The organism is Streptomyces sp. NPDC052299 (assembly GCF_040679335.1).
In the GTDB taxonomy this organism is placed as follows: Bacteria; Actinomycetota; Actinomycetes; order Streptomycetales; family Streptomycetaceae; genus Streptomyces.
On record NZ_JBFAUP010000011.1, the window covers coordinates 1 to 14,051 of the forward strand.

Genomic DNA, 14,051 nt, shown 5'->3' on the forward strand with positions numbered 1-14,051 from the left:
ACCACCTCCAGCACCCGCACCAGGCGCTCCACCAGACCCACCACCGACACCCGGTCGAACAGATCGACCGCGAACTCCACGCTCCCCTCGATCCCGCCCGACGTCTCGGCGAGGGTGAAGGAGAGGTCGAACTTCGCCGTGTCCAGGCGGACCGGCTGCCGGCTCACCTCGATGCCGGGGAGTTCGAGGTCGGCCGACGGGATGTTCTGCAGTTGCAGCGAGACCTGGAAGAGCGGGTGGCGGGCCATGGAACGCTCGGGGCTCAGGACCTCGACCAGCCGCTCGAACGGCACGTCCTGGTTGGCGTAGGCCGCGAGGTCCGTCTCCCGCACGCGGTCCAGGAGTTCGGCGAAGGTCGGGTCGCCCGACACATCGGTCCGCAGGACCAGCGTGTTGATGAAGAAGCCGACCAGGTCGTCCAGCGCCTCGTCGGTGCGGCCCGCGACGGGCGAGCCCAGGGCGATGTCGGTGCCCGCGCCGAGGCGGTGCAGCAAGGTGGCCAGGGCGGCCTGGACGACCATGAAGAGGCTCGTGCCGGTGGTGCGGGCGAGCTCGCCGAGCCGGGCGTGAAGTTCGCCCGGGATGTGGAAGGGGACGGTGTCGCCCCGGTAGCTCATCTCCGCCGGACGCGGGCGGTCCACCGGAAGCACCAGCTCCTCCGGCAGACCCGCCAACGCCCCACGCCAGAAGTCCACCTGCCGCGACAACTCACTGACCGGGTCCGCCTCGTCCCCCAGCACATCCCGCTGCCACAACGTGTAATCCGCGTACTGCACCGGCAACGCCCCGAACCCCGGCACACCACCCCCCGCACGCGCCGCATACGCCTCGCTCAGGTCACGCGCCAGGGGCGCGAGGGACCAGCCGTCACCCGCGATGTGGTGCACCACGACCAGCAGCACGTGGTCGTCGGGCGCGACGGTCACCAGGTGGGCGCGGACCGGTATCGCGTGGACCAGGTCGAAGCCCTCGGCGGCGATCGTGGCCAGGGTGTCGTCGAGGGTGTCGGCGGTGGCGTCGGTCCGGTGCAGACGGGGCCGGGCCGCCGGGTCCGAGGCGTCCAGGACGAGCTGACGGGGGCGGCCGTCGACGTCGGGGAACAGGGTGCGCAGCGCTTCGTGGCGTCCCGTCACATCGGCGAGCGCGGCTTCCAGCGCGGCCGGGTCGGGGGTGCCGCGCAGCCGCAGCGACAGGCCCAGGTTGTAGGTGCCGCTCGGGCCCTCCAGGTGGGCGAGGAACCAGAGCCGGCGCTGTGCGTGCGAGAGGGGGATCTCGGCGGGGCGCTCGCGCGGGCGCAGCGGCTCGCGGGCGCCCTCGGCGTCGTCGAGAACGGCGGCGAGTGCCGCGACGGTGGGCGTCTCGAAGAGGGCGCGCACGGTGAGTTCGACGCCGAGGACGGAGCGGATGCGGCTGATCAGGCGGGTGGCGAGCAGCGAGTGGCCGCCCAGGTCGAAGAAGCTGTCGTCGACGGTGACCCGTTCCAGGCCCAGGACCTCCGCGAACAGGCCGCACAGCAGGTTCTCGCGGTGGGTGCGGGGGGCCCGGCCGTCGCCGGACGCGGTGAAGTCCGGGGCGGGAAGCGCCCTGCGGTCGAGCTTGCCATTGGTCGTGACCGGCAGGGCGTCGAGCAGCAGCACGGCGGCCGGGACCATGTAGTCGGGCAGCGCGGCGGCGATGTGCGCGCGCAGCTCGGCGGGGTCGGCGGTGTCGGAGGCGGGGACGGCATAGGCGACGAGGCGCTTGTCGCCGGGGCGGTCCTCACGGACGACGACGGTCCCCTGGGCGACGCTCTCGTGTCCGAGGAGGACGCCCTCGATCTCGCCGAGTTCGATGCGGAAGCCCCGGATCTTGACCTGGTCGTCCACCCGGCCGAGGTAGCGCAGCTCGCCGTCGTCCGTCCACCGGACGAGGTCGCCGGTGCGGTACATGCGGGCGCCGGGTGCGCCGTGGGGGTCGGCCGTGAAGCGTTCGGCCGTCAGTCCGGGGCGGCCGAGGTAGCCGCGGGCGAGGGCCGCGCCGGTGAGGTACAGCTCGCCGGGGACGCCCGCGGGCACCGGCTGGAGGGAGGCGTCGAGCACGTACACCCGGGTGTTGGTGATGGGGCGGCCGATCGGGGGCGCGCCGGTGCCGGCCCGGAGCGGGGCGCTCATGCTGGCGCAGACCGTCGACTCGGTGGGGCCGTAGGCGTTGACCATGCGGCGGCCTTCGGACCAGCGGGCGACGAGTTCCGGGGAGCACGCCTCGCCGGCGGTGACCAGGGTCATGCCGTCGGGGAGCCGGGCGTCGCCCATGGCGGCGAGGACGACCGGGGGCAGGGTGGCATGGGTGACGCGCTGGTCGGTGAGGAGCCGGGCGAGGGGTTCGCCGGCGGCCAGCCGTTCGGCCGGGGCGAGGACCAGGGTGGAGCCGCAGAGCAGCGTGGTGAGGATCTCCCAGATGGAGGCGTCGAAGCTGGGCGAGGAGAACTGCAGTACCCGGTGGCCCTCGCCGCCGCCGAACGCTTCGCGGTGCGCGGCGGCCATGCTGGCGACGCCGGTGTGGCTGACCACGACGCCCTTGGGGCGGCCGGTGGAGCCCGAGGTGTAGATGACGTACGCGGCGTCGAGCGGGGTGAGGGGGGCCGGGTCGAGCCCATCTGCGGGGAGCCGTGTGTCGTCGAGGAGCAGCAGCGCCGGCCCGTCGCCGGGCAGGGCGGTCCGGTGCGCGGTGTCGCTGAGGACGAGGGCGGGGCGGGCGTCGCCGAGGATGTACGCGATCCGCTCGGCCGGGTAGGCCGGGTCGACCGGTACGTAGGCCGCGCCCGCCTTCATCGTCGCGAGGAGGGAGACGATCGTGCCGACCGAGCGGCCGAGTGCCACGGCCACGCGATCGCCCCGCCGGACGCCGTGCTCGTGGAGGAGCCGGGCCAGGCGTGCCGCGCGGTCGTCGAGTTCGCGGTAGGTGAGCGCGGTGTCCTCGAAGACCAGGGCGGTGGCGTCGGGTGTGCTGCGGACCTGGTGGGCGAAGAGTTCCGGGGTGGTGGCGTACGGGACGTCCCGCGCGGTGTCGTTCCAGGTGACGAGGGCCCGCTGCCGTTCGTCGGCGGAGAGGACGTCGACGGCGCCGATGCGGGTGTCGGGGTCGCTGGTGACGGCGTCGAAGAGCCGGAGGAAGCGGTCACCGATCGTGCGCGCGGTCGCGGGGTCGAAGAGGTCGAGGGCGTACTCGATCCGGATCTCGACACCGGCGGGCCGGCCGTCGTCGGTGAAGCGCTCCCCCAGCCGGAAGGAGAGGTCGAACTTGGCGGTGTCGGTCTCCAGGCTGCGGGCCGTCGCGGTCAGCCCCGGCAGGTCGAGGACGGGTGCGGCGTTGTCCTCCAGGGCGAGGGTGACCTGGGCGAGGGGGTGCCGGGCCATCGAGCGCACCGGGTTGAGGATTTCGACCAGGCGCTCGAAGGGCACGTCCTGGTTGGCGTACGCGGCCAGGTCGGTCTCCCGGACCCGTTCCACCAGCTCCCGGAAGGTGGGGTCGCCCGACAGGTCGGTGCGCAGCACCAGGGTGTTGACGAAGAAGCCGACCAGGTCGTCCAGTGCCTCGTCGGTGCGGCCGGCGATGACGGTGCCGACGGGGATGTCGTCGCCGGCGCCGAGCCGGCCCAGCAGGGCGGCCAGGGCGGCCTGGGCGACCATGAAGACACTGGCGCCGCTCTCCCGCGAGAGGGCGGTCAGGCGCTCGTGGGTCCGTGCGGTGAGCCGGAGGCCGAGGTGGCCTCCGCGGTGGCTCGCGACCGCCGGACGGGGCCGGTCGGCGGGAAGGGCCAGCTCCTCGGGCAGGTGGGCGAGGACGTCCTTCCAGTGCGCGATCTGCTGGGCGAGGAGGCTGTGCGGGTCGCTCTCGTCGCCCAGCAGGTCCTGCTGCCAGAGGGTGTAGTCGGCGTACTGCACCGGCAGCGGTGCGAACTCCGGGGCGAGACCGCCGAGCCGGGCGGAGTAGGCGCGGCTCAGGTCGCGGGTGAAGGGGGCGACCGACCATCCGTCGCCGGCGATGTGGTGCACCACGACGAGCAGCACGTGCCGGTCCGGGGAGATGGTGAACAGGGCCGCGCGGATGGGGAGTTCGGCGGCCAGGTCGAAGCCGCGCGCGGTCGCGTCGGCGAGGACGCAGTCGAGCCGGTCGACGGCGGTGTCGGTGACGGTCAGGTGGGGACGCGCGTCGGCGGCCGGAAGCACGTGCTGGTACGGGACTCCGTCGCGGAGCGGGAAGACGGTGCGCAGGCTCTCGTGGCGTGCGACGACGTCGGCGAGGGCGGCGCGCAGCGCGTCGGTGTCGGGGCGGCCGGAGAGTTCGACGACGAGCCCGTCGTTGTACGAGGTGTCGCCGCTCTCCATCTGGTTGAGGAACCACAGCCGGTTCTGCGCGGCGGACAGCGGGAGGTGATCCGGCCGGGTGTGGGCCGTGAGGGCCCGCCGGGCGCCGCCGGCGAGGCCGAGCGCATCGGCGAGCGTGGCGACCGTGGCGTTCTCGAACACGGTGCGCAGGGTGAGTTCGGCCCCCAGCTCCTTGCGGATGCGGCCGACGAGCCGGGTGACCTGGAGGGAACTGCCGCCCAGCAGGAAGAAGTTGTCGTGGACGGAGTGGACGGCCCGGCCGAGGACGTCGGCGAAGAGGCCGCGCAGGGCCTCCTCCTCGGGGGTGCGGGGGGCGACGGCCTCGGGAACGGCCTCGGCCTGCTCGGCCCTGGCCTCCGGCGCCGGTGCGGCGGCGGCGCGCAGCGGTGCGAGGCGGGCGGTGTCCAGTGCGAGGGAGTCCACGCGCCGGCCGGGCTCGGCCGCGCCGAGGGCGTTGAGGAAGCCGAGGAACGTGGCCAGGTAGGTGCCCAGGTCGTCGTCGGTGTAGTGGTCGGGGTTGGCGTCGAAGTCGATCTGGAGTCCGCCGTCGGTGCCCCGGTCGTACACCTGGAACGAGAGGTCGTCGGCCGGGCCGATGGAGAGGCTGTGCGGCCGGGCCGGGTGTCCGCCGAAGGTGAGGTCGTAGTCGAGGATCATGATGTTCACGTGCGGGCCGACGAGCCGGCGGTCGTCGGCGAGCATGCCGAGGTCCCTGCGCAGGTCCTCGAACTGGTAGCGCTGGTGCTTCATCGCGGCGCGCAGCTCCGCCGAGACCTCGTGCAGAAGTTCCCCGACGGTGATCCCGGGCCGCACGGCGACCCGCAGCGGCAGCACGTTGGAGACCATGCCGGGGACGCTGCGGGCGCGCTTGCCGAGGCGGGTGGAGACGGGCAGGCCGAGCACGATCTCGGGCTCGCCGGTCAGGCGCTGCATCCAGGCGGCGACGGCCGCGATCAAAGCGGGCGGCCAGGTGACGGCGACCTCGCTCGCCAGGGTGCGCAGGCGGTCGGTGTCCAGCGGGTCGAGCCGGGCGGTGCGGCGGACCAGGGAGGTGGCCAGGGAGGGCTGTGCGCCGGAGAGGCTGACCGGCGCGGGGCAGTCCTTGAGCCGGTCGATCCAGTAGCCCCGGTCGGTGCCGAAGCGTTCGGAGTCCCGGTACGCGGCCTTCTCGTCCAGCAGCTGTGCCAGCGGGGCGAACGGGGTCGCCGGGACCGGTTCGCCGGCCACCAGCGCCGAGTACACGGCGGCGGTGCGGTGGACGACCTGGTTGACGGTGAACCCGTCGAGCAGCAGGTGGTGGTAGCGGTGCAGCCAGAGGTGGCGGTCGTCGGCGAGCTTGAAGAGGGCGAAGAGGAACAGCTGGTCGTGCTCGGGGTCCAGGGGCCTGGCGAAGTCCTCGTCCATCCAGGCGCGGGCCGCCGCCCACGGGTCGCGCTCGCCGCTGACGTCGACGACGTGCAGGGACCAGTCGAGGGCGTCGGCCGGGACGACGCGGGCGGCGGGGCCGGCCTCCGCGTCGACGAAGCGGAGACGCAGCGTGTCGGCCTCGCGGACGACGTGCCGGAGCGCGGTCTCGAAGAGGGCGGCGTCGACCGGGCCGCTGATTTCCAGGAACTCGCCGATGTTGAAGATCGTGTTCTGCGGATTCAACTGCTGCGCGTACCAGACGCCCGACTGGGCAGCGGTCAACGGCAGAAGGGCGCCCGGAAGGTCAGACACAGCTACTCACCCTCAATGAAATGACGGAACAAGCACGGAAAAGAAATGCCGCAGGACAACAGGACCATGTCTACAGTCGGGTTTCCGCAGGGACAACGGCTGTTGCAGAAAGTTGCCACCCCTGGGGCGGAGGCCGCGTGCTAGCGTGACGAACATGACCGGAGACGTGAAATCAGAAGCCACCCTGCTGGACCGCCACATGCCGCAATGGCATTTCCGTGAACGGCATTGGGTGGCTGTTTCGGCGCCCCGTGAGGAAGTGCTGCGCGCGGCGCGCGAGATGACCTGGCGCGAGGCCCCGGTGGCGCGCTTCTTCCTGGCCTTCACGCGGAACAAGCTGCGGGCCGACGGGAAGGTCCTGGACGACTTCGCGATGGGCGGGGACACCGTACTGGAGCTGTCCGAGGACGAGTTGCTCTACGGCGGCATCGGCTCGCAGGCCGGTCCGGTGCGCCCGGACCGGCCGATGCACGAGGTGTTCAGGGACTACGCGGAACCGGGCTGCACCAAGGTCGGTTTCAATATGCACTATGCGGCCGGCGTATTGACGACGGAGACCCGGATATTCGCGACGGATGAGCGGACCCGGCGCAACTTCGGCCGCTATTGGTTCCTGATCCGCATTCCGAGCGGAATGATCCGTATCGCCCTGCTCTCTGCGATCAAGCGACGCGTCGACGGCCGCCGGAAGGGTTCCGATGGGAATCCCGGCGGCCGGTCGGCGGATCAGGTCCCGGATCAGCCCTGAGAGTTTCGTACGAGTTCGATGAACCGGCCTGCCGTCGAGTTGCGGTAGAACTCCTGGGTCGTGACCTTCGGCAGGCCGATTTCCCGCATCTCGCGCAGGACCCGGATCACGAGCAGGGAATTCCCGCCGAGCTCGAAGAAATTGTCCTTCTCGGTCACCTCGGTGTTCAGCACATGTCCCCAGAGTTTGAGGATCTGCGCGGCCTGCGGGTCGTGCTCCTCGGCCGGGGCGCCGCCCGGCACGGCCCGCTCCTCCCGGCCCGCGGCCACCGGAGCCGGCAGCGCGGCCGTGTCGACCTTGCCGTTGATGGTCAGCGGGATCGCGGGCAGCGCCGTCAGCGAGGCCGGGACCATGTACGCGGGCAGCACGCCCCTGGCGTGGGCGAGGACATCGGCGGTGGAGGCCCCCTCGCGCAGCGCCACGTAGGCGTCGATGCGGGCGGTCGCCGGGTCGGCCGGCACGTCGTGGTTGAGCACGGCCGCCGCGGCCGAGACCGCGGGATGGCCCAGCAGCACGTTGCGGATCTCGTCGAGTTCGATCCGGTGGCCGCGCACCTTGACCTGGCTGTCCAGCCGGCCGAGGTGGTCGAGGCCGCCGTCCGGGCGCAGCCGCCCCCGGTCGCCGCTGCGGTAGACGCGCCCGCCGCCGTACGGGTCCTCGACGAAGCGTTCCGCGGTGAGGTCCGGGCGGCCCAGGTAGCGGTCCGCGACACCGGCGCCGCCGACGCAGATCTCCCCCGCGGCGCCGACCGGGAGCAGCCTGCCCCGCGGGTCGCGGACCGACAGGGTCCAGCCGGGCAGGGCGCGGCCGACCCGGCGGCCCGCGACCGCCACATCGGCGGGGGTGACGGTGTGCGCGGTGACGTGGACCGTCGTCTCGGTGATGCCGAACATGTTCACCAGCCGGCACCCGGTGTGCGGGTGCCGGGCGAACCACGGCGCGAGCATCCGGACGTCCAGCGGTTCGCCGCCGAAGACGACCAGGCGTACCGCGAGGGGTTCGCGCCGCCGCCGATCCGCCTCGATCACCTGGGCGAAGGCGGACGGGGTCTGGCTGAGCACCGTGACGCGCTCGGCCATCAGCAGGTCGTAGAAGAGTTCGGTGTCCCGGGTGACCCAGTGGTCGACGACCACCAGGCGCCCGCCGGTGAGCAGGCAGCCCCAGATCTCCCAGACGGAGAAGTCGAAGGCGCTGGAGTGGAAGAGGGTCCAGACGTCGCCGGTGCCGAGGGCGAAGTCCTCGCGGGTCGCGTCGAGCAGGGCGCCGACGTTCCGGTGCGGCACCACGACGCCCTTGGGCCGGCCGGTGGAGCCCGAGGTGTAGATGACGTACGCGGGGGCCGCCGGATCGTCCGCCGGTGCGGCCGGTCCGGCGCCCCGGCCGAGGGTGCGCAGTTCGCCGGGTGTGACGACCCGTACCCCGTCGGCCGGGGGGAACGTCTCGTCGACGCCGCCGACGACGACCGTGATGCCCGCGTTCTCCACCGTGTAGCGCAGGCGCTCCTCGGGGTAGCGCAGGTCCATCGGGACGTAGGCGCAGCCGGCCTTGAGGACGCCGAGCAGGGTCGCCACCAGGTCCGCGTCGCGTTCCAGGGCGACGCCGACCATGGAGCCGGGGGCGACGCCGAGCGCGCGCAGGCCGGCCGCGGTCCGCTCGGCGGTGGCGTCGAGTTCGGCGTAGGTGAGGCGGGTGTCGCCGGCGGTGACGGCCACGGCGTCGGGCTGCCTGCGGGCGACGTCGGCGAAGAGCCCGTGCACGGTGCGGCCGGCCGTGCGGGTGTCCGTGGCGGGGGTGACGCCCAGCCGCAGCACCGCCTCGGTCTCCTGCGGTGTCAGCAGTGCGACCGCGTCGAGCGGCTGCTCGGGGGCGGCGGCCAGCTGGGCGGCGACGTGCGCCACATGGCCGGCGAACCGCTCGGCCACCACCGGGGCCAGCTCGCCCAGGTCGTGGCGGAGCAGCCCGGAGGCCCGGTCGCCGTCGTGCAGGGTGAAGTGCAGCTCGGCGGGGAGTTCGGGGGCGAGGGAGTGGAGCCTGCGTGCGCCCGGCGTGGCCCGCTCGACGCGGAGGCCGACCCCGGTACCGGGCAGGGCGGGCGGGCCGTCGGTCCCGGTGTTCTCCCAATCGGCCAGGTAGTCGGCGGTCCGCCGCGTCTCGTCGACCGGCGCGCCCGCGCCGTACCGCGCGAGGACCAGGGCGACCGCTCCCACCAGCAGGGCGGGTCCGGCACGCAGTCCGGCGGGGAGCGGCACGGTCACCTCGCCGGTGCGGCCCGCGTCGGCGGGGGCGCCGAGGCCCCATTCCAGAGCGGGCCGCGGCCCGGCCGCGGCGCCGGTGGGTGTGTCGCTCCGCCCGAAGGTGAACGGGGCTCCGCCGATGGCGAGTTCGTGACGGGCCACCAGGACGAGGTCCGCGTCGCCGTCCGCGTAACGCAGCAGTACGGCCCGCAGCGGGAGGGCCGAGGTGTGCAGCGGGCGTTCGGCCTCCCGGCGGCGCCGGTGCGCGGCGGCCGGGTCCGTGGCCCCGAAGGGCAGGGGCTCCTCCCACAGCCGCAACTCCCCGGTGTCGAGGCGGGCTTCGGCCGCTCCGGCGCGCAGGCGCTGTCGCAGCTCCGCGGCATCGACCGGGCCGGGCACGCGGACCACGAGGCTGTGACAGCGCCTGGCCTGACTTCTCGACATGGGCGGACTCCTGAAGGCAGTGCGGGAGGGACGGGGAGGGGGCCGGGGCCGTCAGCGGGCGCTGAACCCGCCGTCGACGGTGAGGGTGGTGCCGGTGACCTGGCACGAGTCGTCCCCGGCGAGCCAGAGGGCCGCGCCGGCGATGTCCTGGGGTTCGATGAGCGTGTTCATCGGCTGGGACTGCACGAAGATCTCCTCGTGCTCGTCCACGTCGACGTCGAGGGAGCGGGCGATCTCCGCCAGCATCCGGCCCTCGTGGAGCGGGTCGTCGCGGACCGAGCCGGGGCACAGGGCGTTCACCCGGACCCGGAAGGGGCCGTAGTCGAGTGCCGCGGCCTTGGTGAGGCCGATGAGTCCGTGCTTCGCCGCCACATAGCCGGCGAAGTGGCGGTAGCCGACGAGGCCGGCGGTGGACGCCACGTTGATGACGCTGCCCGAGCGCTGCTCGATCATGGCCGGGATCACGGCCTTCGTCATCCGCCAGGCACCCGTCAGGTCGATGCCGACCATCAGGTCCCACTCGTCCTCGCTGATCTCGTGGACGGCCTTGCCCGAGGGGGCGGCGATGCCCGCGCCGTTGAGCAGCACGTCGATCGTCCCGAACCGGTCGAGGGTCTGCCGCGCCACCTCCCGTACCGCCTCCGGGTCGCGCACGTCGGCGGCGGCGGTCAGGACCGCCGCGCCCTGGGCGCGGCAGAGCTTCGCGGTGTGCTCCAGCTGGCCCGCCGAGCCCAGGGGGTAGGGCACCCCCGGCACGTCCGCCGCGACGTCGACGAGGACCAGGTCGGCGCCCTCCCGGGCGAAGCGCTCGGCGCACGCGCGGCCCAGCCCGCGGGCGGCGCCGGTCACCACGACGGTCCGGTCCCGCAGCTGCCCGCCCCGGATGTTGTCCGCCGTACGCGTCATGGCCGCGGTTCCGGCTGGAGGCGCAGGGCGTCGCCGATCGCTTCGAGGAGCGGCAGCGGCGACTCGGTGAGGTACATGTGTTCGCCGGCGAGTTCGACGAGCCGGAACGGGCCGGTGGTGGCGTGCTGCCACTCGGCCGCTTCGTCCCTGCTGACCAGCCGGTCCTCGGTGCCGCGCAGCGAGGTGACGGGGGTGCGCAGCGGTTCGTCGGTGGCGGGCCGGTAGTTCTCGTGCATCTCCACGTCCGCCCGCAGGACCGGCAGCAGCAGCTCCCGCATGTCGGGGTCGGCGAGGGCGTCGTGCCGGTATCCCGCGAACTCCTGTACGCGCTCCAGGAACGCGTCGTCGTCGAGTCCGGTGGCCCGGCGGCTGCGCCCGGTCCAGGGCCCCGGGGACCCGCTCACGAAGAGGTGGGTCAGTTCGACGGCGGGGTCCTGTTCGAGGCGCCGGGCGACCTCGTGGGCGAGTACGGCGCCGAGGCTGTGCCCGAAGAGGGCGACGGGCCCGCCTCCGGTGAGGGCCGCGACGGTCGGGGCGAGCGCGTCGGCCGCCGCGGCGGCGTCCCGGAACGGTTCTTCGACGAACAGCTCCTCGCGGCCCGGGAGCTGCAGGGGCACGATGCCCGGCGCGTGCCCGGGAAGGTTCTTCCAGGCGCGGTAGAAGCCGGCTCCGCCGCCCGCGAAGGGGAGGCAGACCAGTGAGTGAGTCATGAGCGGCGTCGCTTTCTCGTCAGCTGCTTGAGTGCCACGTTCACACCGCCCGGGCCCCCGGGCAACGGGCGTTGCAGATTGCTGCCAACGCCCGTTGCCCAGCCGCCCGGCGGGGGTGTCAGGCGGCGTCCATGGCGTCGGCCAGTGACTTCGGCCGCATGTCGGTCCAGTGGGATTCGATGTGGTCGAGGCATGCCTGACGGGTGTCCTCGCCGTGCGCCACGGTCCAGCCGGCCGGGACCTCGGCGAAGGCGGGCCACAGGGAGTGCTGGTTCTCCTCGTTGACGAGGACCAGGTAGCGGGCGTCGTCGTTCTCGAAGGGGTTGGTGGTCATGGTCAGCCTTTCCTCACGGTGGTCTTGGTGGCACGGGCGCGGACGTCCGCGACGAAGTCGGGCAGCCGGTCCACGCCCCAGAACTTCTCGTAGCCGCTGATGAAGTACGGGACGCCGAACACCCCGTCGCGGTGCAGGGAGTCGAGGGCCGCGTGACCGCGTGCGCGCACCTCGTCGTTCTCGTGGGCCCCGGCGAGCGCTTCCGGGTCCAGGCCCAGGTCCTTGGCGACCCGGCGGATGGTGTCGGGGTCCGAGATGTCCTCGCCGCGCTCCCAGCGGGCCCGGTAGACCTCGGCGATGAACTCCCGTCCGGCGCCCATCTCCTGGGCCGCGAGGTAGGCGAGGTGGGAGACGTGCCAGCGCGGTTCGGTGTCGACGGGCCACACCATGTCCAGGCCGCGGGCCCGGCTGAGCCGGCGCACGTCCTGGAGGATGTAGAGGTGCTTCTCCTTGGACATCGGCACGTACGGCAGGGTGATGTTGTTGCGCTCCAGGTGGTCGAGGGCGGGCTCGTCCGGCTCCCAGAACGGCAGCCATTCGATCTGCTCGGCCACGTCCGGGTACTGACCGAGCAGGTCCCGGTAGGCCATCCAGGAGTAGGGGCTGCGGAACGAGAAGTACCAGCGCGGTCCTCTTCGTGCCATCACCGCCTCCGATCGGGGTAGTACGGGTGGGGGTGGGTCAGATGGTGATGCCGCCGTCGATCTGCAGGACGGCTCCGGTGATGTACGCGGCCCGGTCGGAGACCAGGTAGGCGACCAGGTCGGCGACCTCCTCCGCGGTGCCCATGCGGCGCAGCGGGATCGAGGACAGCGCCTCCTTGCGGGCCTTGTCGTTCATCGCGGCGACCATGTCGGTCTCGATGAACCCGGGGGCGACCGCGTTGACCCGGATGCCCGAGCGGCCGGCCTCCTTGGCCAGGGCGCGGGAGAAGCCGATGATCCCGGCCTTCGACGCGGAGTAGTTGGTCTGGGTGCCGTGTCCGTACACCCCGGCGACCGAGGAGAGGTTCACGACGGCCCCGGCGCGTCGCTTCATCATGCCGAAGACGACGGCCCGGCAGACGTGGTAGACGCCGTCGAGGTTGGTGTCGATGACCTGGCGCCACTGCTCGTCCTCCATCAGGACGAGCGGGTTGTCCCGGGTGATGCCGGCGGCGGTGACGGCCGCGTCGATGTGTCCCCACCGGTCCTCGGTGGCGGTGACCCAGGCGCGTACGGCGGCGGCGTCGGTCACGTCGACGCGGGTGCCCGTCGCGGTGCCCCCGCTCTCGGCGGCCTCCTTCTCCACGGCGCGGGCGGCCCCGTCGTCCGAGCGGTAGCAGAAGGCGACGTCGTAGCCGTCGCGGGCGAGGGCGAGGACCGTGGCCCGGCCGATGCCGCGCGATCCGCCGGTGACGAGGGCCACCCGGCGCGCACTGTCTCCCATGTTGTCTCTCCGTGGTCTGCGGTCAGCCGGTCGTCGCGGTGGGGCGCAGCGACTCGGCGGGGCGGAAGGTCATGACGATCCGGCCGACGGTCATGACCGTCTCGCCGGCCGATCGGCTGTCGCCCTCGAACAGGAGGGTGTCGTCGATCCGGCGGTCGAGCCGGACGCGGTGTTCGAGGACTTCGGCGGGCAGGACGGGCCGGTGGAACTCGACACCGGTCATGGCTCCGAAGAGCATCACCTGCCCCTGGAGCACGTCCGGGTTGGGGTCGTCCCAGGTGGCGAGGACGCCGGCCGCCTGGCACCAGGACTCCACCAGCAGCGAGGGCGGGTAGGCGAAGTCCTGGTCGGGGTTCTGCGGGCCGAGCTTCTCGTACCAGGGCTCGTTGCAGGTGACCGCCTTGAGCGCGGTGAGGCGTTCGCCGGGGACGACGTCGACGAGCCGGTCGACGAGCAGCATCGGGAAGCGGTGCGGCAGCCGGGCCCTGATCTCGCGCTGGCCGCTCATGCCGTCGCCTCCGTCCGGATGGTCCGGGCGCGGTAGCGCAGCCGTACGGTCGCGGCGTCGCCCCGGTCCGTGGTGAGCTTCGCCCGGCACTGCCAGTCGCCGGCCGTGGTCCGTTTCCAGCCCATCGCGATCTCCACCCGGTCGCCGGGGAAGACGGGTCCGGTGAACCGGGTCGACTCCACGGCGGCCAGTTCGGCGTCCTTGGCGTCGCCGGGCGCGGTGGCGAGCGCGCCGAGGTGGGCGCACTCGACCAGGCAGACGCCGGGGAAGATCGGGAAGCCGGGGTAGTGGCCGGGCAGCACCGTCTCGTTCTCGCCGACGGTGAAGCCGGCCCGGGTGCGCGACTCGTCCTCGGCCGGCCGCACCTCGACCGTTCCCGCGAGCGGGCCGGCGGCGGCCATCAGGCGGCCTGCCGGGCGGCATCGAGCTTGCCGCGCAGCAGGTCGTAGGCGCTGCGCAGGTCGACGATCTGCTTCAGCTCGGACTCGGGCACCTTGACGTCGTACTTCTTCTCCAGGACGACGACGATCTCCAGGGCCATCAGCGAGTCGACCTCCAGGTCGTCGACGAACCTGGCGTCGTCGGTCACCTCTTCGGTGTCGACGTCCATCACCCGCGCGACGAGGGCGCGCAGCTCTTCCTTGTCCAGCATC

At 72.9% G+C, this 14,051-nt stretch carries 11 protein-coding genes; 1 reads left to right on the forward strand and 10 read right to left on the reverse strand.

Features of this window, described 5'->3' with window-relative positions; translation table 11 throughout:
• Positions 1-6,086 (reverse strand): amino acid adenylation domain-containing protein (locus tag AB0L33_RS19760; RefSeq protein ID WP_365683075.1); only part of this gene is annotated, 6,086 nt, incomplete at its 3' end.
• Positions 6,087-6,240: 154 nt separating this feature from the next.
• Between AB0L33_RS19760 and AB0L33_RS19765 the strand changes: the two genes are divergently transcribed.
• Positions 6,241-6,834, forward strand: a complete 594-nt coding sequence (locus AB0L33_RS19765) for a hypothetical protein (protein ID WP_365683077.1) — start codon at positions 6,241-6,243, stop codon at positions 6,832-6,834.
• On the opposite strand, the gene AB0L33_RS19770 is transcribed toward AB0L33_RS19765, so the two are convergent.
• The 9 genes from AB0L33_RS19770 to AB0L33_RS19810 all read right to left on the reverse strand — a co-directional run bounded on the left by AB0L33_RS19770 (position 6,825) and on the right by AB0L33_RS19810 (position 14,050).
• Positions 6,825-9,512, reverse strand: coding sequence for a non-ribosomal peptide synthetase (locus AB0L33_RS19770; RefSeq protein ID WP_365683078.1), 2,688 nt, complete (start codon positions 9,510-9,512; stop codon positions 6,825-6,827). The genes AB0L33_RS19765 and AB0L33_RS19770 overlap by 10 nt on opposite strands.
• 51 nt (positions 9,513-9,563) lie before the next feature.
• The gene (locus tag AB0L33_RS19775; protein WP_365683079.1) at positions 9,564-10,418 is read right to left on the reverse strand and encodes an SDR family oxidoreductase; all 855 of its coding nucleotides are present in this window, start codon (positions 10,416-10,418) and stop codon (positions 9,564-9,566) included.
• The gene (locus tag AB0L33_RS19780) at positions 10,415-11,128 is read right to left on the reverse strand and encodes an alpha/beta fold hydrolase (protein ID WP_365683081.1); all 714 of its coding nucleotides are present in this window, start codon (positions 11,126-11,128) and stop codon (positions 10,415-10,417) included. Before AB0L33_RS19780 ends, AB0L33_RS19775 begins: the two co-directional genes overlap by 4 nt.
• 118 nt (positions 11,129-11,246) lie before the next feature.
• A complete protein-coding gene (locus tag AB0L33_RS19785; protein ID WP_365683083.1) occupies positions 11,247-11,462 on the reverse strand; it encodes an MbtH family protein in 216 nt (71 codons plus the stop codon).
• Between the two features lie 2 nt (positions 11,463-11,464).
• Positions 11,465-12,106 carry a DsbA family protein gene (locus AB0L33_RS19790; protein WP_365683085.1) on the reverse strand — a complete coding sequence of 214 codons (642 nt, stop codon included), beginning with the start codon at positions 12,104-12,106 and terminating at the stop codon, positions 11,465-11,467.
• Between the two features lie 37 nt (positions 12,107-12,143).
• Positions 12,144-12,890 carry a 3-oxoacyl-[acyl-carrier-protein] reductase gene (fabG, locus tag AB0L33_RS19795; protein WP_365683087.1) on the reverse strand — a complete coding sequence of 249 codons (747 nt, stop codon included), beginning with the start codon at positions 12,888-12,890 and terminating at the stop codon, positions 12,144-12,146.
• Between the two features lie 22 nt (positions 12,891-12,912).
• Positions 12,913-13,398: a beta-hydroxyacyl-ACP dehydratase gene (locus AB0L33_RS19800; protein WP_365683089.1), complete on the reverse strand. Its 486-nt coding sequence runs from the start codon at positions 13,396-13,398 to the stop codon at positions 12,913-12,915.
• Complete coding sequence (locus AB0L33_RS19805) at positions 13,395-13,799, reverse strand: hypothetical protein (RefSeq protein ID WP_365683091.1); 405 nt, start codon at positions 13,797-13,799, stop codon at positions 13,395-13,397. Before AB0L33_RS19805 ends, AB0L33_RS19800 begins: the two co-directional genes overlap by 4 nt.
• Positions 13,799-14,050 (reverse strand): acyl carrier protein, encoded by a 252-nt coding sequence (locus AB0L33_RS19810; RefSeq protein ID WP_365683093.1) that lies wholly within the window; start codon positions 14,048-14,050, stop codon positions 13,799-13,801. Before AB0L33_RS19810 ends, AB0L33_RS19805 begins: the two co-directional genes overlap by 1 nt.
• Position 14,051: the final 1 nt, after the last annotated feature.